Origin of the sequence: Frankia sp. BMG5.23 (assembly GCF_000685765.2) — a bacterium.
Classification (GTDB): domain Bacteria; phylum Actinomycetota; class Actinomycetes; order Frankiales; family Frankiaceae; genus Frankia; species Frankia casuarinae.
The window spans coordinates 169,450-191,452 of the sequence record NZ_JDWE01000001.1 but is presented as its reverse complement, the minus strand read 5'-3'; the positions used below and the strand labels follow the sequence as shown (position 1 = coordinate 191,452).

Sequence of the window (22,003 nt, the reverse complement as noted above, 5' to 3'; positions counted from 1 at the left end):
CTTTCTCCGGTCTTTACTTGGCCACCGGGATATCTGCCGACCTGGGGGGCGAGCACCACGGCTGGCGGCACGGATGGTACGGCGAGGGAAGGCGAGCGGGCCATCGGCGAGTGGATACTGCCATCGTTGTCCGCGGCCACGGCCCGCCTGAGGCGGGCCGTGGCCGCGGACAACATCGCCGCTCCAGGGCGGTCGGTCCTCACCGGCCTGCGCACGACCCCGGTGAACGCCCGCGGGCTCGCCGTGGAAGCGGCCTGGATCGCCACCCACCTCGCCCTCTACCCGGCGAGTGCGCTGCGCCGGCAGCGCCCGCGCGAGCACGAGCCCTACTCGCTGAGCGCGCTCTCCCCGCTGCACCGCAGCCTGCTGGTCAACGCTCCCGACGCGGCAGGCACCCCGATCCTGCTGATCCACGGCCTGATCGACAACCGGTCCGTGTTCACCCGGTTGGGCCGGTCGCTACGCCGCCGCGGTTTCCGCCGGGTGCGCACGGTGGAGCTGCCGCTGCTCGTGCCGACGGTGCAGGAAGCGGCGCTCCGACTCGCCGCGTCCGTGCACGCCGCGATGACGGACAGCGGCAGGCAGCGCGTGCACATCGTCGCCCATTCACTCGGCGGGCTGGTGGCCCGCTACTACGTGCAGCAACTCGGGGGCGATCAGTACGTGGACACGCTGATCACTCTCGCGACGCCTCATTCCGGCACCCGTCTCGCCGGGCTCGTCCCCCGGTCGGTGCCGTACCGGCTCGTCACCCAGCTACGGCCGGGATCGGCGCTCCTACTCGAGCTCGCCGCACCCGCCCCCGGCTGCCGGACCCGGTTCGTCGCGATCGGCGCCGGGCTGGACAGCGTGGTGCGGCCCGCCGAGGCGGCGCTCGACCATCCCGATCTCGACATCGAAAATTACACCGTGCCGGGCCTCGGGCATCATTCCCTGGCGTTCAGCGGCAAGGTTGCCCACCTGGTCGCGAGCTGCCTCGCCGGGGCGGCGGACCGGCCGGGACTCTCGGGACCGTCAGAGCTTCTCGACGGGGGCGTACCGCAGGAGCAGGCGCTTCGTGCCGGTGTTCTCGCCGAAATCGATGGTCGCCTCCGCGGAGTCACCGACCCCGCCGGTGGCGACGACAACTCCGAGACCGAAACTGTCATGCGTCACCCGGTCGCCCTGACGCAACTCCAGGACGGCCCGAGCGGCCGGCCGCGCGCGACCCGAGAACGGCGAGTTCGGTAGCGGTTTACGCGCCGCCGGGGCGCCGGCGGCGCCCCGGCCGGTCGCGCCCGACCCAAACCCGCCAGACGAGCCCCAGGACGTCCCCGCGGGCGCTGGCGGGGGATCGGCCAGCCGGCGCCAGTCAACCAGCGTGTCCGGCACCTCGCCGAGGAAGCGCGACGGCGGGTTGTAGGCCGGTTGGCCCCAGGCGCTGCGCATCACCGCGCGGGTCAGGTAGAGCCGGATCCGGGCCCGGGTGACACCCACATAGGCGAGCCGACGCTCCTCCTCGAGCTGGGTGGGATCTCCCAGGGTCCGCAGGTGCGGGAAGACGCCGTCCTCGAGACCGGTAAGGAAGACGACGGGGAACTCGAGGCCCTTGGCGCTGTGCAGCGTCATGAGAGTGACCACACCATCGGAACCGTCGTCGGTCGGAACCTGGTCCGCGTCGGCGACGAGCGAGACCTGCTCGAGGAACTCCGCAAGCGTACCCTCGGGCAGCCGCCGGGCGAACTCCTGGACCACTCCGACCAGTTCCTGCAGGTTCTCCACCCGGCCCTGGGACTCGACGGTGTCCTCGGCGAGGAGTTCCGACAGGTAGCCGGTGCGTTCAAGCACCCCCTCGACCACGGCCACCGGGTTGTCGGCCGCTACGGCGCGTAGCTCGGCGAGCAGCGCGGTGAACTCGCGCACCGCCTTCGCCGAGCGCGCGGCGATCCCCGGCACCTCGTCGACACGCTCCAGTGCCTGCGCGAACCCGATCCGCTCGACATCAGCGAAGCCCGCCAGGGCCGCCTCGGCCCGCTCGCCGATCCCGCGCCGGGGCACGTTCAGGATGCGACGCAGGTTCACCGTGTCGCTAGGATTGGCGAGGACCCGCAGGTAGGCAAGGAGATCACGGATCTCCTTGCGCTCGTAGAACCGCACCCCGCCGACCACCCGGTAGGGCAGCCCGACCCGGACGAAGATCTCCTCGAACACCCGGCTCTGGGCGTTGGTCCGGTAGAACACCGCGACGTCGGCGGGCCGCGCGAGCTTCGCGTCCGAGAGCCGGTCGACCTCCTCGGCGACAAAGGCCGCCTCGTCGTGCTCGTTGTCGGCGGCGAATCCGACGATCTTCTCACCGTCACCGGCGTCCGACCACAGTCGCTTGGCCTTGCGCTGGTTGTTACGCGCGATCATCGCGTTCGCGGCGGAGAGGATGGTCTGGGTGGAGCGGTAGTTCTGTTCCAGCAGGATCACTGCGGCGTTCGGGAAATCCTCCTCGAACTCCACGATGTTGCGGATGTTCGCCCCACGGAAGGCGTAGATCGACTGGTCCGCGTCGCCAACCACGCACAGCTCCGCCGGTGGGACGGCGCCCGAGGCCCAGGTACCCGGCCCGGCTGCCGGCTCGGCCGGCTCCACCGGCGCGGACCCGCCACCGAAGTACGCCGGTTGGCCGACGAGTTCACGCACCAGGACGTACTGCGCGTGGTTCGTGTCCTGGTACTCGTCCACGAGCACATGTCGGAATCGGCGCCGGTAGTGCTCGGCGACGTCGGGGAACGACTGGAGGAGGTTCACCGTCATCATGATCAGATCGTCGAAATCAAGGGCGTTGGCCTGAGCCAGCCGCTGCTGATAAGCGGCGTAGACCTCGGCGACGGTCCGCTCGAGGTGGTTCGTGGCCCGGTCCCGTGCGGCCTCCCAGTCGATCAGTTCGTTCTTCAGGTTGCTGATCTGCGCCGCCAGACCTCGGGCGGGATGCCGTTTGGGATCAAGATCAAGGTCACGGGTGACCAGAGTGATCAAACGCTGCGCGTCGGCGGCGTCGTAGATGGAGAAGGTCGAGCCGAACCCGAGACGCTTCGCCTCGGACCTCAGGATGCGCACGCAGGCCGAGTGGAAGGTGCTCACCCACATCGCCCGCGCCCGGGGACCGACCAGCGCCGAGACCCGTTCGCGCATCTCGTTGGCAGCCTTGTTGGTGAACGTGATCGCCAGCATCTCCCCCGGCCGGACCCCCCGGGCCGCCAGCAGGTACGCGATACGGTGGGTCAGCACCCGCGTCTTGCCGGACCCCGCGCCCGCGACGACGAGCAGGGGTGCCCCGATGTGCACCACCGCCGCCCGCTGCTGCAGGTTGAGCCCGTCGAGCAGGCCCTCGGCATCCAGGCGTGGCGAGGAGAAGCCACCGGGCTCGTCCCCGCCCACCGGCGGCGCCAGCACCGCCGGGCCGAACAGGTCGTAGGGCACGTGCGCACCGCCGTGGACATCCGTCCCGACCGACCCGGCGATGCCGGATCCGCCGCCGTGGGAATCGCCGAAAAAGCCGCTCATGGGACTCCGATCGTACGTTCGACGTCGGGCAGGTCGGACCGCGGCATGCCCGGATCGCACCCAACGGCCCGGTCCGCGGTGTGGTCCGCGAGATGCACCGACGGCCCCACCCGGCCGCGGTCCTCGCGCGTCCATGCCACCGCATGACCATCACACGTCCACGCCCAGTGGTCGTCGACCCGCGTGCTGACCAGCCTATTGTCCGTCGTTCCCGCCCCGCCCCGCGCGCGAGGGCGGGTCGTCGATGGCCGTGGTCCGCGTCAACGCCCGGCCCACCGGCGGTCAGGCGGCCCCGCGGCCAAGCGGCCACGCCACGTGGCCACGCGGCCACGTAGTCGCGTAGTCGCGTAGTCGCGTAGTCACGCGGTACTCGACGCGCTCGGCGGGATGGCCGCGAGCGCCTTCACCCTGCTGGCCACCCCCGGGTCGATGTTGCCACCCGACAGGATTGCCACCGTCGGGCCCTGCGCGAGATCACTTCGACGCAACAAGGCCGCGACCCCCGCGGCGCCGGCCGGTTCCACCTGGTGGCCGGCCCGGTGCAGCAACACCATCGCCTCCCAGAACGCCGCCTCATCGACCGTGACGATCTCGTCCACCAGGCGTGCGGCAAGGGCGAAGGTCAGGACCCCCGGAGCGTTCACCGCCATACCGTCGGCGATCGTGGTCGACGCCGGGACCACCCGTGACGAACGTGGCGCCGTCGGCTGTTCGGACGTCCGGCTGCCCGGAATCGTCCCGACTCCCCGCAGTGTTCCGGCACCGGGCGTCGTTCCGGCACCGGGCGTCGCAGCCCCACCGGGGGGCACCGTGAGCCGCCGGCCAGCCCGCAGCGACGCGGCAAACGCCGACGACAGCACGGACTGCACTCCGACCACTCGCACATCGGGGCGCCGGGACCGCACCGCCGCGGCCAGCCCGCCGATCAGCCCTCCGCCGCCCACCCCGACCAGAACGGTGCCGAGATCGGGCACCTGATCGAGCAACTCCAAGCCGATCGTGCCCTGCCCGGCCACTACCGTCGGGTCATCGAACGGGTGGACCAGCAGCCGGTCTCCCCGGGCGGCGAAGGTGGCGGCCGCAGCGAGCGCCGCTTCCACCCCCCCGGGTATCTTCTCGACCCGGGCGCCCCACCGGCGCGTCCGCGCCACTTTGACCGGATTGGCCCCTACCGGCACGAAGATGGTCGCCTCGACGCCGAAGGCCGCGGCCGCGAAGGCCACTCCCTGGGCGTGGTTACCGGCACTGGCCGCCACCACCCCCCGGGCCCGCGTCGCCGGATCCGCGGTGGCCACCCGGTGGTAGGCGCCCCGAAGCTTGAACGAACCGGTGTGCTGCTCGTGCTCACACTTGAGCCAGACGGGCGCACCGACCGCCGCCGACAGGCCGAGATCCCGCACGACCCTGGTCCGTCGTGCCACCCCGGCAAGGACGCGGGCCGCGGCGCGGATGTCCGACGCCCAGAGTTCGGCGTCCGGGGCTACCGATCGGTCGTCTGCGGCTGCTGCGGTCATGGAGCATCTCCCGGCGGCTGAGCGGCCACCTCACCATGACCGCGGCAATAAAAAAGCCCCCCGCCAGGACAAGGCGGAAGGGCGAGGCGCGGACCCGATGATCGGTCGCGCGCCTAGGTAATGGCCATCTCGTGCGGGGTCACATCATCCAGGGTGCTCCGGTCCCGCCCAGACGTCAAACGTGCCCGTCGGCGGGGGTCGTCCGACGGGCACGCGCTCCGATCCGGGATCGTCACTCCCACTCGATCGTGCCGGGAGGCTTGGAGGTGATGTCGTACACCACCCGGTTAACCTGCGGCACCTCGTTGACCACCCGGTTCGAGATGCGTTCCAGCAGGCCGTAGGGCAGCCGGGCCCAGTCGGCGGTCATCGCGTCCTCGCTGGTGACCGCGCGCAGGACGATCGGGAAGCCGTACGTACGCTCGTCACCCTGGACGCCCACCGACCGCACGTCGGCGAGCAGCACCGCGAAGACCTGCCAGATCTCGCGGTCCAGGCCGGCCTTGCGAATCTCCTCCCGGATCACCGCGTCGGCCGCCCGCACCACGTCGAGCCGCTCGGGCGTGACCTCGCCGATGATGCGGACGGCGAGGCCCGGGCCCGGGAACGGCTGGCGCCAGACGATCTCCTCGGGCAGCCCCAGCTCCTCGCCGAGCCGACGGACCTCGTCCTTGAACAGGGTCCGAAGCGGCTCGACCAGATCGAACCGCAGGTCCTCGGGCAGTCCACCGACGTTGTGATGCGACTTGATCTTCGCGGCCGTCGGCGAGCCGGATTCGATCACGTCGGGATACAATGTCCCCTGCACGAGAAAGTCGATCGTCGCGCCCTCCGCCTCCGCCCGGACCTCCAGTTCGCGGGCGGACTCCTCGAAAACCCGGATGAACTCACGACCGATGATCTTCCTCTTCCGCTCCGGGTCGGTCACTCCGGACAGCGCGGCGGAGAACCGGTCGGCCGCCTTGACATGGACCAGATCCACGCCGGTAGTCGCGACGAAATCGCGTTCGACCTGTTCCGCCTCGCCGGCCCGCAGCAAACCATGATCGACGAAGACGCAGGTGAGCGCGTCTCCCACCGCCCGGTGCACGAGCGCGGCAGCGACCGCGGAGTCCACCCCGCCGGACAGACCGCAGATCAACCGTCCGGTCCCGACCTGGGCCCGGACGGCCGCGACAGCCTCGTCGACAATGTTGATCATCGTCCAGGTGGGCCGGCAGCCCGCACCCACGAGCAGGAAGTGCCGCAGCACGTCCATGCCTCGCTCGCTGTGGACCACCTCCGGGTGGAACTGCACGCCATAGAGACGACGCGCGGGGTCCTCGAAGGCGGCGACCGGGGCCGACGGCGTGGAAGCCGTTACCCGGAAGCCGGGCGGCGCGGCGGTCACCGAGTCGCCGTGCGACATCCAGACCTGCTGGACAACGGGCAGACCGTCGAAGAGAACCCCGGGATCCGACACCGACAGACGAGTTGCTCCGTACTCGGCGGTTCCCGTGCGCGCGACGGCGCCGTCAAGCGCCTGAGCCATGACCTGATGGCCATAGCAGATACCGAGAATAGGCACTCCGGTAGCGAACAACGCAGGATCGACCCGGGGCGCGCCAGGCGAGTAGACGGACTTCGGGCCGCCAGAAAGGATCAGTGCGGACGGACGCCGGGCGAGGATCTCGTCCACCGACATATCCCACGGGACGATCTCCGAATACACATGACATTCGCGTATGCGCCGGGCGATCAGTTGGGCATACTGAGCACCGAAATCGATCACCAGCACGGTGTCATAGCCCGCAGGCCCCACCGCGGACGGGCCGCTGGGGCCGTCCGCCGGGGACCGCGGAACATCCCGAACCGCGCCGGTATCCGTCGGCTCCGCACCACGGCCAGCACTGCTACGCTGCAACTCGCTCACCCCGCAAGCCTACGGACACGGCGACCCCACCGGTCCGTCCAGGCGCCCAACCATCTCCCACGGCCTTCACCGGAACAGACGAAGCGCACCGGGCACCGCCGCGAAGGCGGTAAGGGCTCATGTAGGAGATGTCTAGGATGCCGAGTTTGCGCCTTCAGCCCGGTTCACTCACCCCGACAAGCGCTTCGATCATCAGTGACGCCCGATGTCGGGCTTCCCCGGCGGTTACGGTAGTGGTGACTCCGCGCGCAGTAGCGACAACTGACGTGCGGCCACCAAGGCGCTTACGGTAGGCGCCTTTCGGATGCCGACTTCGTACCGCTATGGTGCCTGACAAGGGACATCCGGGCCCGATACCGAGCCATCCTGGTACGACCTGTTCCGGGAGGCTGGCGGAGAGGTTGCGAAGGTACGTGCGCAGACAACCGATGGCCAGCAGCACGGGCATCGCCGCAGACTCGGAGCCGACAGTGGCGCCGGGTTCGCCCGTGGACGCCGAAGACGGCGGGCAGCGCGATGGTCGATCCGCCGCGCCACCGAACCCAGCCGGGTCGGGACTGGCGCGCCTTCGTCGCGCCGCCGCCAACCCCACCAACTGGCGGGTACGCACCAAGCTGATCGCGATTCTGGCCGTGCCTGTCATCGCGATCCTCGCCTACTCGTCCATCGAGGCGGGTACGGTGCTGACGAGCACGCGGGACGTCAACCGGGTGTCCGATCTGACCGAGATCAGCCGCTCCGCGGCCGGGCTGGTCCACGCCCTGCAGGCCGAGCGCACCTACAGCACCGGATTCGTCGCCAGCGGTCCCGTCGGCGCCCGGGACGGGAGCACGATTCCAACCCGCCGGGCGGCGGTCGATGAAGCCTACAGGGCGTACAAGTCAGCTGCGAACGAGCGGCGAGGGTCCTTCGGCAGCGAGGTACGCCGCGCTCTCGACGACGTCAGCAGCCGGATGGACACGCTGCCCGCCAAGCGGCAGACGATCGAAAGGCTGATCGACAGGAAGGCGGTCGAGACCGCCTTTCAGCCGATCATTGACTCACTGGTCAACCTGATCCGGCTGATCCCACAGGGAAATGACGACCAGGAGCTCAACGCCGGGGTCAACACGGCCTACTTCCTGATGTCCGGGACGGAACTTCTCGCCGAGGAGCAGACACTCATCCACGGCCTGTTTACCCGCAACGGGAACCAGGTCTTCACGGCAGACGACTATCGCGAGTTCCTGTCGGCCGAGACCCAGCGGGGCCGCCAGCGCAACGATCTCGAGAACGCCGCTCTACCGAACCAGCTCGCGGTCTACGAACCGACGATCGACACCGAGACCAACGGGGACATCCGCAACACCCAGAATTACGTCGAAGAAATTCTGAACGCGCCCATCGGTCAGCCGCTGACCGCGCTGGAAGCCGAGAAATGGGACCAGGCGACCCAGCGAACCATCGACACCGGCACGGAAGCCGTTGACAAGCTCCTGGGCCTCGTCGACGCCCGCGCGGGCACCCTGCGGGGCAACATCCAGCGCCACGCGCTGCTGTCCGGTCTGCTGATCCTGCTCATCCTGGCCCTCGCCCTGCTCGCCGCACTGATCGTCGCGCGATCGCTGGTCCGCCCCCTGCTGGCGCTGCGGACTGCCGCGCTGGACGTCGCCGACCATCGGCTTCCCGAGGCCGTCCGTCGGTTGCGCGATTCCACCGAGCTGGACATCGACGACTCGATCGAACCGGTCGGTATCGACACCGACGAGGAGGTCGGCGAAGTCGCGCGGGCTTTCGACGAGGTTCACCGGGAGGCGATCCGGCTGGCCTCCGAACAGGCGTCGCTGCGGAACAACGTCAACGCGATGTTCGTGAACCTCTCCCGGCGCAGTCAGGGACTGGTCGAACGGCAGCTGCGTCTCATCGACGAGCTGGAGAACCGCGAGCAGGATCCGGACCAGTTGTCCAACCTGTTCAAGCTGGATCACCTCGCCACTCGTATGCGGCGGAACAACGAAAGCCTGCTCGTCCTCGCCGGCACGGACACCGCTCGGCGCTGGACACACCCCGTCCCACTGAACGAGGTCGTACTGGCGGCCATCTCCGAGGTGGAGCAGTACACCCGCGTCAAGCAGACCTCGGCCGCCGCGGTGTCCATCGCCGGCAACGGTGTCAGCGACGTCGTCCATCTGGTCGCCGAGCTCCTCGAGAACGCCACCTCGTACTCGCCGCCGGCCACCAGCGTCCTCGTCACCAGCCGCTCGCTCGGTCCGGGGGCCGGGGCGATGATCGAGATCGAGGACCAGGGCATCGGCATGCCGGCCAAGGAACTCGAACGGGTCAACGACCGACTGGCGAACCCGCCGGTGGTCGACGTGTCGGTGTCACGGACCATGGGCCTGTTCGCGGTCGGTCGGCTGGCCAGCCGCCACGGCATTCACGTCCAGCTGCGTGAGTCCGCCTCCGGAGGTATCACCGCTGTCGTCCGGCTGCCTGCCAAGCTGGTGACCGGAGACGGCGGGGCCGGCACGGGACCGGCCCGGCCCGCCGCGCCGGCGTTGGGAACCCGCGTCGGCGACTCGCCGGCCATCCCCGGTTCCCCGACCGGACCGCGTGCCCCGCAGCGGCCGGAACGCACCGGCTCGGGAACTCCCGAACCGGTGGACGGCAGGGTCGCGTCGACGAACGGCACCGGGGCCAACGGGCACCGGACCGCGAGTGAATCCGACGGACCAGAAAGCCTCTTCGACGACTCCAGCGGGCCCCGGCGGTTCCCCAGCACCGGGCCGTTCCCTCTCACCGGGCCGCTGGCCGCCGCTCAGCTCGGATCCGACCGGACGGGTTCGCCGCCCACCGCGGATGATCGCGACTTCGGGCCGGACGACTTCGCTCCCGGCCTCGACGGCGGCACCGAGCGCGACAGCGAGACGGATGGCATCAGCGCCGCTCCGCCGACCCTGCCGCACGATCTACTCGGGCGGGGAGGAAACGACGAGGACCACCCGGTCCCGGGAGCCCGGGAGCGGCCCGGCTCCAGTGGGCAGGACGATCCCCGTGACCCACGGCAGCTCGACGACCGGGGGCTCGACCTCGATGCCCTTCGCGGCCGCGGCCGCACCGCTCCCGGTGGCCGGCTCGAACCGCCCCCCGACGTCGTACCGGACACCCAGACCATCGACCGGCGCGGATTCGGACGACGGGACGATCCGGTCACGGACGAGACGAGACCGGTGTCGTTCGGGGACAACCGCTGGGGGACCAAACCACGTTCCGGCGGCGCCACCGGGCCCGGTCGGACCGGGCAGCCCGACACCACCCCGACACCGCCCACCCCGACACCGCCCGGCCCGACACCGCCCGGCCCGACACCGCCCGGCCCGACACCGCCCGGCCCGACACCGCCCGGCCCGACACCGCCCGGCCAGAGCCGGCCCGATGCCGGTGAGCGGCCCCGGTCGGCCGAGGAGCCGCCCCCCGGGGCCGGCAGCGTGTTCGCCCGCTCCGAGAACCGGCCCGTTCCGCAGGAACGATCGGAGTCCACGGAGTCCACGGAGTCCACCGGTCCCCGCGACCGGCTGGCGTCGGCGCTCGCGTCCCGGCGGTTGCGCGACACCGGGACGACAGAGGCGGTCTCCGGCGAGGACACCGGCGAACAGACCACGGCAGACCGGGACACCGACGACATCGAGACGTCGCCGATCTTCGACTCCGTGTCGGCGTGGTTCCAGCGACGTTCTCCGTCCGATCGGGCGCCCGCCCAGCATTCGACGGCGGCCGCGGCGGCCCGCCCCACCGGGCCGGGTGCCGGTGGGGCGGCGCCACCGCCCCGTTCCCCGGTCCGTCCGGGGCTCGGTGGGGCCTTCGGGCAACGCGGCCCCGCCCGCTCCGGAGTCGATCCGCTCACGGCTACCCGGACACCGGCACGGGAGGAGCCCGCGACGGACGCGCCGTCAGCGGCTCCGCCCGTCCCGGCCTTCGCGGCCCAGCATCAGACGGCCCCACACCATCAACCAGCAGGGCAATACCAGCCAGCACAGCACCAGGCAACGCCCCAGCAGCCCCCGTCCCGGGAGAACTGGACATCTCCCGGGGACGCCGGCTGGCAGGCGGCCGAGTTGTTGCGTCAGCCGAGCACAGGCGGCGTGACGCGGTCGGGCCTACCGGTGCGAGTTCCCATGACCCATCTCGTGCCCGGCAGCGCCGAACCCGCGCCCCGCCGGCGTCCCACCGACACCTCGGCCAGATCTCCTGAGGCTGTAGGAGGCCGGCTTGCCAGCTTCTACCAGGGCGTACGGCAGGGACGTGATGTCGGAGTCGACACCGCGAGGAATCCTCGACGTGACGCGCAGGAGGAACGGTGACACCCGTGAGTTCTGAAGCCCAGAACCTCAATTGGTTGATCAACAATTTTGTCGATCGCGTCCCGGGTGTCGCCCACACCGTTGTGGTGTCCGCAGACGGCCTGCTACTCGCCGTCTCCGACGGTTTCCCCCGGGATCGCGCCGACCAGCTCGCCGCGGTGGCCTCGGGACTGGTGAGCCTGACCCAGGGCGCCGCCCGCGTCTTCGAGGCGGGCGGCGTCACCCAGACGGTCGTGGAGATGGAGCACGGCTTTCTCTTCATCATGGCAATCAGTGACGGCGCGAGCATGGCAGTGCTCGCGGCACCGTCCTGCGACATCGGTCTGGTCGGCTATGAGATGGCACTGCTGGTCAGCCGGGCGAAGGACGTCCTGACCCCGGCGTTGCGCGCCGAACTGCAGGGAACCCTTCCGCGGTGACCGGACGGCAACACAGGGAGTCAGGGTGAGTATCGATCCCGAGGGCACGCCCGGGCCGGTCGTCCGTCCGTATGCGATGACCGGTGGGCGCACTCGGTCGCGCTATGAACTCGCCATCGAGGCACTCGTCTTCACGACGCCTCTCGGCGAGGAACGAGCGATCGGCCTCAACCTGGAGCAACAGACCATCGCCGCCATGTGCCGGCAGGTGCGATCCATCGCGGAGATCGCAGCCGGCCTCCGGGTGCCCCTCGGGGTGGCCCGCGTGCTGGTAGGCGATATGGCGGACGAAGGCTTCGTCCGCGTCCACCAGCAGCCTGACCGCGACGAGGCACCGGATCTCGCGTTGCTCGAAAGGGTTCTCAGTGGCCTTCGAAAGCTCTGACAACAGGCGGGTCAACTCCGCCGTCGCCACGACCTCGGTGAAGATCGTGGTAGCGGGCGGATTCGGCGCCGGGAAAACCACATTCGTGGGTTCGGTGTCCGAGATCGTCCCGCTGCGCACCGAGGCCGTCATGACCGAGGCGGGAGCCCACATCGACGACCTCACCCACCTGATGGACAAGACCACCACCACGGTCGCCATGGACTTCGGCCGAGTCTCGCTGGACGAAGATCTGATCCTGTATCTGTTCGGCACCCCCGGGCAGTACCGCTTCTGGTTCATGTGGGACGATATCGTGCGGGGAGCCATCGGTGCGATCGTGCTCGCCGACACCCGCCGACTGGCCGATTGCTTCGCCGCGGTCGACTACTTCGAGCAGCGGCAGTTGCCCTTCGTGATTGGCGTCAACTGCTTCGACGGGATCCTGCGGCACTCGATCGAGGACGTCCGGGAAGCACTGCAGGTCAGCCCGGCCGTTCCCGTCATCACCTGCGACGCCCGCAACCGCGACTCCACCAAGAGCGCGCTGATCGCGGTGGTCGAGCACACGATGTCGCGGGCGACCGCAGGGACCTGAGGTGATCCGCCCCGGGGCGGCCGGTGCCAGTCGCCCCGGGCAAGCGAGCCGACCCGAGCTCAGACGGGCGGGGGAAGCTTGCGGAGTTCGGCATCCAGCGGGACCTTGGTATTACCCGTATTGTTGACAATCTTGAGGTCGAAATCGTTCGCCTGCTGGTTCTGGTTCCACTGACCACCGACGAGGGCGATACGAGCCACGTTCTTCGGGACGTTGGGCTGAGCTCCGAACGCCACGGGTCCGACGATGGTCTGGGCGTCGACGTCGCGGATGGCCGTGGCGACGGCTTCTCGGTTGTCGAGGGAGTCGACGTTGCTCAGCGCCTTGACGGCGATCTCGAACAGGGCGTACGAGAATCCAAGGATCTGGGTCCACCCTTGGCCGCGGGCGCTGGTGAAGTCGTTGGCCAGCTCCAGGGACGTCTTGTTCGTCAGCGAGCTGCGGAAGGGATGCGCCGGTGACCACGCCACCTCGGTGGTAAGACCGTCACCACCGGTACCGAGGCCACGCACATCCTCCTGGAAGTAGATCGCCTTGGAGATCGTCAGGGCGTTCGGCGAGTAACCGAAGGTCCTGGTCTCCTTCCGGAAGGTGGCGAAGTCCGCGGCCCGGGACACGCCGACGACGGCCTGCACCCCGTTCTTCTCGAATTCATCGATATAGGTCTTGAATGAGGGCGCCCCGCTTGCGTAGCCGGCTGACATCGGCGACGTCAGCCGGAGATTGTTGTAATTGCGGATGGTGGGAATTCCGAAGTCCGGGTTGGCGAACGCGCGGCCGTCGTCGTCGTCCGGATACATGAGCCCCACCTTGGTGATCCCGAGCTGGCTCCACATCGCGACGTAGGTCGCCACCAGGTCCTCCATGCCCCAGAAAAAGTGGTAGGTCCAGCGGAAGGGCATGTCGACGTTGCCGCCCCGGCCATTCCACCAGGCCTGCCACGGGGCGATTGTGGAGATACAGGGAACCTGGTTGATCTCGCACTGGTCCGCGACGGGAACGGCAGTGTCGGAGGTGCCACCGACCAGCACGATGTCGACCTTGTCCTTGAAGATCAGGTCGGTTGTCGCAATCCCGGCGCCATGGCGGTCCGACTCGGAGTCCCGGACGAAGATCTCGACGGGATAGGTGCGGTTCCCCACCTTCACGCCATCGGCCAAGATCGTGCGCATCGTCTGCACCACATACGAGTCGACCACGCTGTGGCTGCGGAACGCCCCCGTCCGGGACGTCACATAGCCGAGACGTACCTTGCGCGCCGCGCTGGCCGAGGAGGATGAGCCCCCACACGCGGCCAACAGCCCGGCGGCCGGTGCCGCGACCGCCGCGGTCCCGGCCCAGCGAAGCAGACCACGCCGGTTAACGGTCCGTCGGCCGCTCTCCCGGGGAACGGGGACGCCCCCGTCCGCACCGCCAGCCACATCCGTCCTGCCAGCGGCGGCACACCGTCCGCCACCCTCACCACGGTCAGACCTGAGCATGGCACCTGATCCTGCCCCATGCCATCCTGAATCCGACAACGGGGGTCGGAACTCGGCAGATCCCGGGCTACCAGAGGCGCCTTAGATCCGACATATCGGTGTTTCACTTACCGTCAGCGTGGGGATGGATCTCCTCAGTTCACCCCGCAGTATCGGTGCGGTGCGCTGCCACTCGCGGTGAGTTCCAGCGTGCCCTGCGCCTTGTCGCGGATTCCGGCCCCGGGCTTGGCGATGTGCACCCCCGAAAGATCCTTCAGTGGCCCGCTGGTGAACTTCACGTTGCCGATCACATTCCCGCCGTCGTTACCGGCCACCGGCGTGATCGTGTACTGACCGGCGGTGCCGTCCCAGCTGTAGGCACCGGCGGTCCGTTCGACCACGAGCACACCGACGACATTGTCGGACAGCTTCAGGGGATTCGTCCCGGTAACCAGCCGGCATTCCCAACTGCCATCAATCATCGCCTTGCCATTGATCGCGTCCGGGCTGGTCGTGGTGGGCGTCGGCGAGCCACTGGGGGGAGCCGGCGAAACCGACGGCGCGCTCTTGCCGCCGCCATCGCCGCGCAGGAGTGCATAGCCGCCGACCGCGAGCAACGCGAGGACCAACGCAACGGCCAAAGGACCGATCCAATCCTGACGAAGCCAGGCGAGGCGATCCTCGCCGGAGAAGTCCTCGCCCTCCGGCTCATCCCGGGCATCCCCCTGTTCCCGCAGCCCCACCGCGCGGGCATCACGTCCGTAGGCCCGCCGCCCGGGCCCGGAATGGCCGCCGACCCCGGCGCCCTCCTCATGCCGGCCAGCATGTCCACGGCTCCTGGCGCCGGTTCCGCCCGCGCGACCGGCCCGGTCCGCGGTGCCACGCCGGCGCTCGCCGGCGCTCGCCGCACCCCCCTCACCCGATCGCGTCGATCCTGATGACCGGATGGGCTGGGGAGCCGAGACCGGTTGGAGACTGTTGGTGTCGGTCACCGGATTCGGGGTGCGGCGGCGGTCGGCAGGCACACTGCGACCACTCGGTTTGCGCACCGACCGGGAGGGCTGCCAGCCGCTGTCGTCATCCGGCGCGGCGCCGGCACCTCTGGCCTTTCCCGATCCCCGCCGGGGCACCAGGGACGTCCTCTCCGAGGGAGACTCGGGTCGGCGCCCCACCGGCGACAACGGAGTTCCGACCAGGCCACGCGCACCGGTCCCGGCCGGCAACGCGGAGGCGTCTGGCCGGTACAGCGGACGAGCGGTCGTCATCGTCTCCTCGACCCGAGGTACAGCCAGGTCGCCGGGCCGGCCGCTGGCCCGCGACGCATCGGCGTCGACCTCGGCAGCCGCCCGCCGCTCCGGGGCCGCGAGCGCCCGGCCGCGGGCCGGAGCGGACGGCCCGTTCTGGCCGGACAGCCGGTCGGTCGGACCGGCCAACGAGTCCCTCGGTCCAGACACCCGATTCGCCGGCACCCGCCAGTCGCTCCCCGTCGCAGCCTCCACCGGCGATCGTCGCCGGGCCACCGGGAGCGGTCCGGAGAGCGGGTCCTGGCGGCCGGGGACCAGTCCGGCGATCCCGTTGGGCCCGTTGGGCGGGAGAGAACGGACGGCATCTCCGGTGCCGGGCAGGGGAGTCCGCCAGCCTGCAAGATCCGCTCCGCCGTCGCGGGGGTCCCGCGGACGATCCTGGCGGGAGCGCAGACGGTCCTGGCGGAAGTGTGGGGGCAGGCCCCCGGTGGCTGGGCCCTGCCGGCCGACGGTGAGGTCGGCGGAGGCGGGGAACGCGCCGTTCCCGCCGGCGGCCTTACCCACGGGAAGGCCGTTGAGGCCCCCGGCGCCGTTGACCCCGGAACCGCCATTGACCCCGGAACCGCCATTGACCCCGGAACCGCCATTGACCCCGGAACCGCCATTGACCCCGGAACCGCCATTGACCCCGGAACCGCCGTTCGGGCCCCTTTTTCCCGGACCCGGGTCCCTGCCGGGACGACTCGACGCCGATCCCGGCAGATAGGCTTCCGCGCCCCCGAATCCGCGGGGCGGAGTTGATGAGGTCGCGCCCGGACCAGCGGATCCGCCGCCACCGGGACGGACCTCGCCGGCCTCCCGGTTCGGGGCGCCCGGGCCCACTGCGGGCGTGCCCACACCGGGCAGTTGAACACGGGGCAGTTGAACACGGGGCAGTTGAACACGGGGCGAGCTGTGCCCGTTCCAGGGATCCGTCGAGGAGTATGCGGTTTGGGGCCCGGCATCAGACGGCGGCGCGGCGGCGGTCACGCCAAAGCTCTCGGGCACCACCGGGAAGGCCGGGCCGGTGACCCGGCTCGGGGTGCCCGACTGGCCCGGAACTCCCCTGAGGTCCGCCGGCGACGTGGGAACGGCCCGGGACGGCAGCGCGGGAACCGGTCGGGCGGAGATCGGAAACCCACCGGTGAACGGGTCCGCGGAAGCCCCACCCCCCGGTCTCGCCCCGGAGGTGGTTCCCGCCGCCCCGCCGGCCCGTGGGGAACGGCCCATGTGCACCGGTCCCGACGGCGGACCGGTTGGGACCGGGTAGGTCTCCTGACCGGGTCCGCCCACCTGCGGGTCGGACGGCGTCGTAGCCGTCCTGGACGCCGCGGACGGTGGCGGGGAGGCCGAGGGGAGGTAGGACGTCGGCCGGGACGCAGCCGGCGGCGGACCGGCGGAAACCCGAGGACCCCTGGGAACAGGAGGAGCAGGAGAAGCCACCGGAGCGGCGGATGACACCGCCGGGGTGGACGGGCCCGCGGGAGCGGGGGGGGTCACCGAGATGCCCGGCGGGCGTCCACCGGCGGGTCCCGGCGCCGGACCGTCCCAGGTGGTGGTCACGTCGAAGGGATCGGCGGGACGCGCACCGCCGCCTGCCGGCGGCATGGCTGGTCGCGGTCCCGGCGCCGGCTCACGCCGGGACCGGGGGTTCGGATCCCAGGATGTGGGCGCGGGCTCACGGGAGACAGGACGGGCTGCCTGCTCGCCCACCCGCTCCACCGCGAAGAAATCGTCGTCACGACGGGGGGCAGCCGGGCGCCCCGTGGCACCGTTGCGGTCGGTGTCATAGGTCGTCACAGAACTATCACCCGCCTCCGGGTGCGGGCGCCGGGCGTCGGCGACGTTATCCCAGCTTCAGGCATCATGGCCGCTGAACCGCTGTATTTGATCATAGGGCGGCATCTCCTGCCCCCCCTGGTCAGCACGATGCGGGCAGTCATCGTGTGGACGTGCGTCGGGTAAATGTGTGATCTGGTCACGCCGCCGGGTCCCCCGCCCAGCCGGACGAATGCACGTGGAGCAGCCTCGCTCCGGCAGGGGCGGTCTCGGGATGTGTCCCGGAGAATCGCACCGCCATGACCGCCCACCGATGCGCGAAGGACGTCCTATCACATCACCGACGAAAAAGCAATAGCACTCTCGTCCGTCGTCCCGTAGCTCATCCAGGCATCTGACAATAGTTCTATCAGCCCACTGTACACTGGTAATCGTCATCGCTTGTCACGGCAGGCGGCATAGATCTCCCGCACGATGCGCTGCGACGACTCGGACTGGACGTTGTCACTGAACCGCTGGTACTCCTCCTGGGTGTAGCCGGCTTCCAACTTCTCCAGCGTGCAGGTGCAATAGCCTTCGTTACCGTTGCTGACGTCGAGGCACGAGCTGAGATATGCCTGACGGACCTCCGGGGAGTAACGGCCCTTCTCCGCCGCGGCCGGGCCGGCCGCGGTCCCGGAGTCCGATCCACCGCCGCCGAGGGCGAGGAATCCGATGACGCCGAGCCCGAGGCAGACGAGAACGACGGCGGCGCCGATCAGCAACGGCGGACGGTCGCGCACGTGCTGGACGAACGCGGTGACCCGTGCCGGCAGCCCGCCGGCCTCGTCGCGCCGGGCCGTCGCCCCGCGCCGGGCCGTCGCCCCGCGCCGAGCCGTCGATTCACGCCGAGCCGTCGATTCACGCCGGGAGATGGGCCCGGACGGTGCCCATCCACTGTCGTGCTCGTCGAACGACCCGGCGTACGGCCCCGGCTCGTCGTCCGGATCGTCGTCCCACCGCGATGTGCCGTCCGCCGCACCGCCGGCGGACGGGGCGTACGTCGCCGCCAAGCCCCCGACACGCCGGATCTCGCCGGTCGAGTCGCCGTCGCCCCAGGTCGTCTGCGCCGCGGCCGGCCCGGCGGACGCAGCCACCGGATCGACGGGATCCGCCGCACCCGCGCGGCGGGCCGGACCGGTCAGATCGCCCCGCTCCGACGGCCCGTGCGGTGCAATGACGTCCGCGGCCGGTTCCCCCCACCGGCCGCGCTGGCCGGTGGGGCCGTAGGGTGCCAGCCCCCGCGCGTCCGGCTCTGACGGCGTGGCCACCACCCCGCCCATGGTGCGGGGTGGATCGGTGAGCGCCCCGCCCCAACTCGGCGGTGCCGGAGCCGCTTCCACGGCACCGGGTCCGGCACCGGGTCCGGCACCGGGCGACGAGCCGGCAGCACCGGGCCGCCCACCAAACGAACCGCCCTGCGCTCCTACCTCGGACCCGACCCGACCGGACCCGGGCTCCCCGGCCGGACCGGCACCGAAGGCGGGCCCACCGGGATGGTTGCCGAATCGCGCCCAGGCCGACGAACCAGCCGGCGGCGCTGCCGATGACGGCTGCCAGGTCTGGGCAGCCTCGTCCCAGACGTAGGCACCGTCGTCGCTGACCCAACGGCCGTGCTCGTCGAGGCGCATCTGTCGTCCTTCATGCCGGAGACGGACCGCTTCCAGGGTGCCATGTCGGGTAAGAGGCCGGATCGACCGGGTACCGCCGGTGGTGACACACCATGGGCACATCCGTCGAGCTCGCGCATCAGCGAGCGACACCTCACGCGACGGCTACCGCCTCGCGGGACGCCCGACGACCACGCATGACGTGCGTCGTCGGTCACGGACCGGCGGTCACCATGATCTCCGCCTTCTGGAACTCCTTCAAAGTTGCGTATCCCGTCGTCGCCATTGCCGTGCGCAGACCGCCGGCCAGGTTGAGGACACCGGTTCTGGTCGCCGTGCCCGGACCGGTCACGATCTGCGCGAGCGTCCCGGTCGGGGTCACCGGCGACCAGCGTCCCCGCGGCAGGTCGGAGTGCAGCACGTCCATCGGCCAGGCCCCGCCCTGGCCCGGGGCCTCCCGTGCGGCCGCGAGCGCCGCGTCCACCATGACCGCGTCCGCGCCGCAGGCCACCGCCTTCGCGACGTCGCCGCCAGTCCGAAGATCACCATGCACGACGACGTGGACGTAGCGGCCGCCCGACTCGTCGAGATAACGCATGCGCGCACCGGCCGCATCCGCGATCGCGGTGGCAAGCGGCACGCCGACCCCGAGCTCGTCCCGGGTGCGGTCACCGAAGCCGGACCCGACGCCCACGATGACACCGGCCGCCCCGGTGCGCATGAGGTGCAGTGCGGTGGAGAACGACGCGCACCCGCCGACCAGCACCGGGATGTCCAGCTGGCCGATGAACCGTTTGAGGTTGAGCGGCTCGCTGCGGCGGGACTGATGCTCCGCCGAGACCGCCGTACCGTGGATGACGAGCAGATCGATCCCGGCGGCCAGCACGTGCGGGCACAGGGCCTTGACCTTCTGCGGACGCAGCGCCGCGGCCACGACCACCCCCGCGTCCCGAAGCTCGGTGAGACGCTGCGCGATCAGCCCCGGCTGGACCGGCGCGGAGTACAACGCGCGCAGCCGCTCGGTCGCCGCGTCCGGGCCCTGGGCGGCCCCGATCTTGCTGAGCTCGGCGATGTGGTTCTCCGGCTCCTCGTACCGGGTCCACAGCCCCTCGATGTGCAGAACACCGAGACCACCGAGCCGGCCGAGCGCGATCACCGACGCGGGTGAGGTCACCGCGTCGGCCGGAGCGGCCACGAGCGGCAGGTCGAACCGGTAGGCGTCGATCTCCCAGGCGAGCGAGACGTCCGCCGGGTCACGGGTCCGACGGGACGGAATGATGCCGACGGCGTCGAGACCATACGCGATCCGCGCGCTCTTGCCGATGCCGATCTCGACCTCTGCCACTGCTGGCGCCTCCTGATTGGGCCGGCGGGCTCGTGCCGACCGGAAAACTGACGTATCTGCTCCACGACTGACCGAACATCCCGGTGACCATCCGATCGGGTGGCCACCGGCTCGTCCCACCCTGCCGAGGTGACCGCGCCCGAGACACGACGGCCGTCACCGGCCTGGGGACGGCCCGGCGACGGCCTGGTCGGTCGCGCGACGCGATGGCGTCAGCGCGCGGAGTTGTAGTTTGGCGCCTCGACGGTCATCTGGATGTCATGGGGGTGGCTCTCGATCAGCCCCGCCGAGGTAATACGGATCAGCTGCGCCTCGTCCTGCATCCGCCGGATGGTGGGCGAGCCGGTGTAGCCCATCGCCGCCCGCAGACCGCCGACCAGCTGATGGGCCACGGCCGCCAGCGGACCCCGGTAGGGCACCTGGCCCTCGACGCCCTCGGGAACCAGCTTGTCATCGGAGAGCACATCGTCCTGGAAGTACCGATCCTTCGAGTACGACCGCGCGCCGCCGCGGCTACGCATGGCGCCGAGTGAGCCCATACCCCGGTAAGCCTTGTACTGCTTGCCGTTGATGAAGATCAACTCTCCCGGGCTCTCGTCGACACCGGCCAGCAGGCTGCCCAGCATGACCGTGTCGGCGCCGACGGCGATGGCCTTCGCGATGTCACCCGAGTACTGCAGGCCGCCGTCGCCGATCACCGGCACACCGTGCTCCCGGGCGATGCGCGATGCCTCGTAGATGGCCGTGACCTGGGGGACGCCGACGCCGCTCACCACCCGGGTGGTACAGATCGAGCCGGGCCCGACCCCGACCTTGATGGCGTCCGCCCCGGCCGCGATCAGCGCCGCCGCGCCGGCTCCGGTCGCCACGTTGCCACCGATCACGTCGAGCGGCCGACCGTCCACCCCGGTCGGCATGTCGGTCTTGATCCGGCGCACCACGTCGGGCACGGCTCGATGATGCCCGTGCGCGGTGTCCACGACGAGGAAGTCGACCCCGGCGGCGACGAGGACCTGGGCGCGCTTGTAGGCATCCTCCCCCACGCCGACGGCGGCGCCGACCATCAGCCGGCCGTCGGTGTCCTTGGTGGCATGCGGGTACTGCTCCCGCTTGGTGAAGTCCTTGACGGTGATCAGACCGCGCAACCGGTCACGCTCGTCCACGATCGGCAGCTTCTCGACCTTGTGGCGGCGGAGCAGGGCGAGCGCGTCCTCCGGCGAGACGCCCACCGGTGCGGTGATCAGCGGCATCGGAGTCATGACGTCCTGCACTCGACGCGAGTAGTCCCGCTCGAAGCGGATGTCCCGGTTCGTCACGATGCCGACCAGCCTGCCGTCGGATTCCGTCACCGGGACACCCGAGATCCGGTACCGCGCCATGAGGACGTTCGCGTCCTCCAGGGTGGCGCCGGGTCCGCAGGTCACCGGCGCGGTGATCATCCCGGACTCGGAACGCTTCACCATGTCGACCTGCTGCGCCTGTTCGTCGATCGAGAGGTTGCGGTGCAGCACCCCGACCCCGCCCTGGCGCGCCATCGCGATGGCCATGCGGGCCTCGGTCACCGTGTCCATGGCCGACGACACCAACGGCACGGCGAGATCGATGCTCCGCGACAGGCGAGTCGTCGTGTCCGCCTCCGCCGGTACCAGATCGGAGGCGGCCGGAAGCAGCAGCACGTCGTCGAAGGTCAGCCCGAGCATCGCCAGCTTCGGCGGTACCGCGGCGGCCTCGGCCCCCAGCAGGTCGGGACGCGCGCCGACGTGGGTGCCCACCCCGGCCGGCAACGTGAAATCGGTGGCGAGGGGACCG

At 70.4% G+C, this 22,003-nt stretch carries 12 protein-coding genes and 1 pseudogene; 5 read left to right on the top strand and 8 right to left on the bottom strand.

Features of this window, described 5'->3' with window-relative positions:
- Positions 1 to 159: 159 nt before the first annotated feature.
- Positions 160 to 726 (top strand): annotated as a pseudogene (locus BMG523DRAFT_RS26955) (esterase/lipase family protein); the annotation flags it as partial.
- Positions 727 to 1,014: 288 nt separating this feature from the next.
- On the opposite strand, the gene pcrA reads toward BMG523DRAFT_RS26955, so the two are convergent.
- The 3 genes from pcrA to guaA all read right to left on the bottom strand — a co-directional run bounded on the left by pcrA (position 1,015) and on the right by guaA (position 6,846).
- On the bottom strand, positions 1,015 to 3,531 hold the full coding sequence (gene pcrA / locus BMG523DRAFT_RS00935; protein ID WP_011435100.1) for a DNA helicase PcrA: 2,517 nt from the start codon (positions 3,529 to 3,531) through the stop codon (positions 1,015 to 1,017).
- Positions 3,532 to 3,890: 359 nt separating this feature from the next.
- Positions 3,891 to 5,045, bottom strand: coding sequence for a threonine/serine dehydratase (locus BMG523DRAFT_RS00930; RefSeq protein ID WP_011435099.1), 1,155 nt, complete (start codon positions 5,043 to 5,045; stop codon positions 3,891 to 3,893).
- A 232-nt stretch (positions 5,046 to 5,277) separates the two neighbouring features.
- Positions 5,278 to 6,846 carry a glutamine-hydrolyzing GMP synthase gene (gene guaA / locus BMG523DRAFT_RS00925; RefSeq protein WP_173645780.1) on the bottom strand — a complete coding sequence of 523 codons (1,569 nt, stop codon included), beginning with the start codon at positions 6,844 to 6,846 and terminating at the stop codon, positions 5,278 to 5,280.
- 539 nt (positions 6,847 to 7,385) lie between these two features.
- Here guaA and BMG523DRAFT_RS00920 point away from each other — a divergent pair.
- Genes BMG523DRAFT_RS00920 through BMG523DRAFT_RS00905 form a run of 4 tightly spaced genes read left to right on the top strand, consistent with a single transcriptional unit; the run spans position 7,386 to position 12,678 of the window.
- Complete coding sequence (locus BMG523DRAFT_RS00920; protein WP_043590097.1) at positions 7,386 to 11,297, top strand: sensor histidine kinase; 3,912 nt, start codon at positions 7,386 to 7,388, stop codon at positions 11,295 to 11,297.
- A complete protein-coding gene (locus BMG523DRAFT_RS00915) occupies positions 11,294 to 11,716 on the top strand; it encodes a roadblock/LC7 domain-containing protein (RefSeq protein WP_011435096.1) in 423 nt (140 codons plus the stop codon). Before BMG523DRAFT_RS00920 ends, BMG523DRAFT_RS00915 begins: the two co-directional genes overlap by 4 nt.
- A 25-nt stretch (positions 11,717 to 11,741) precedes the next feature.
- On the top strand, positions 11,742 to 12,101 hold the full coding sequence (locus BMG523DRAFT_RS00910) for a DUF742 domain-containing protein (RefSeq protein WP_011435095.1): 360 nt from the start codon (positions 11,742 to 11,744) through the stop codon (positions 12,099 to 12,101).
- Entirely contained in the window at positions 12,082 to 12,678 is a 597-nt protein-coding gene (locus tag BMG523DRAFT_RS00905) for an ATP/GTP-binding protein (RefSeq protein WP_011435094.1), read from the top strand. Before BMG523DRAFT_RS00910 ends, BMG523DRAFT_RS00905 begins: the two co-directional genes overlap by 20 nt.
- A 59-nt stretch (positions 12,679 to 12,737) precedes the next feature.
- Here BMG523DRAFT_RS00905 and BMG523DRAFT_RS00900 read toward each other — a convergent pair whose 3' ends face one another.
- The 5 genes from BMG523DRAFT_RS00900 to guaB form a co-directional block, all read right to left on the bottom strand.
- A complete protein-coding gene (locus BMG523DRAFT_RS00900) occupies positions 12,738 to 14,159 on the bottom strand; it encodes an ABC transporter substrate-binding protein (RefSeq protein ID WP_043590095.1) in 1,422 nt (473 codons plus the stop codon).
- Between the two features lie 134 nt (positions 14,160 to 14,293).
- Complete coding sequence (locus BMG523DRAFT_RS25100) at positions 14,294 to 15,946, bottom strand: hypothetical protein (protein WP_157858555.1); 1,653 nt, start codon at positions 15,944 to 15,946, stop codon at positions 14,294 to 14,296.
- A 1,688-nt stretch (positions 15,947 to 17,634) separates the two neighbouring features.
- Positions 17,635 to 18,870 (bottom strand): hypothetical protein, encoded by a 1,236-nt coding sequence (locus tag BMG523DRAFT_RS00885; protein WP_043590093.1) that lies wholly within the window; start codon positions 18,868 to 18,870, stop codon positions 17,635 to 17,637.
- A gap of 193 nt (positions 18,871 to 19,063) precedes the next feature.
- Complete coding sequence (locus BMG523DRAFT_RS00880) at positions 19,064 to 20,194, bottom strand: GuaB3 family IMP dehydrogenase-related protein (RefSeq protein WP_011435090.1); 1,131 nt, start codon at positions 20,192 to 20,194, stop codon at positions 19,064 to 19,066.
- A gap of 212 nt (positions 20,195 to 20,406) precedes the next feature.
- Positions 20,407 to 21,894, bottom strand: a complete 1,488-nt coding sequence (gene guaB / locus BMG523DRAFT_RS00875) for an IMP dehydrogenase (RefSeq protein WP_200875358.1) — start codon at positions 21,892 to 21,894, stop codon at positions 20,407 to 20,409.
- Between the last annotated feature and the right edge of the window lie 109 nt (positions 21,895 to 22,003).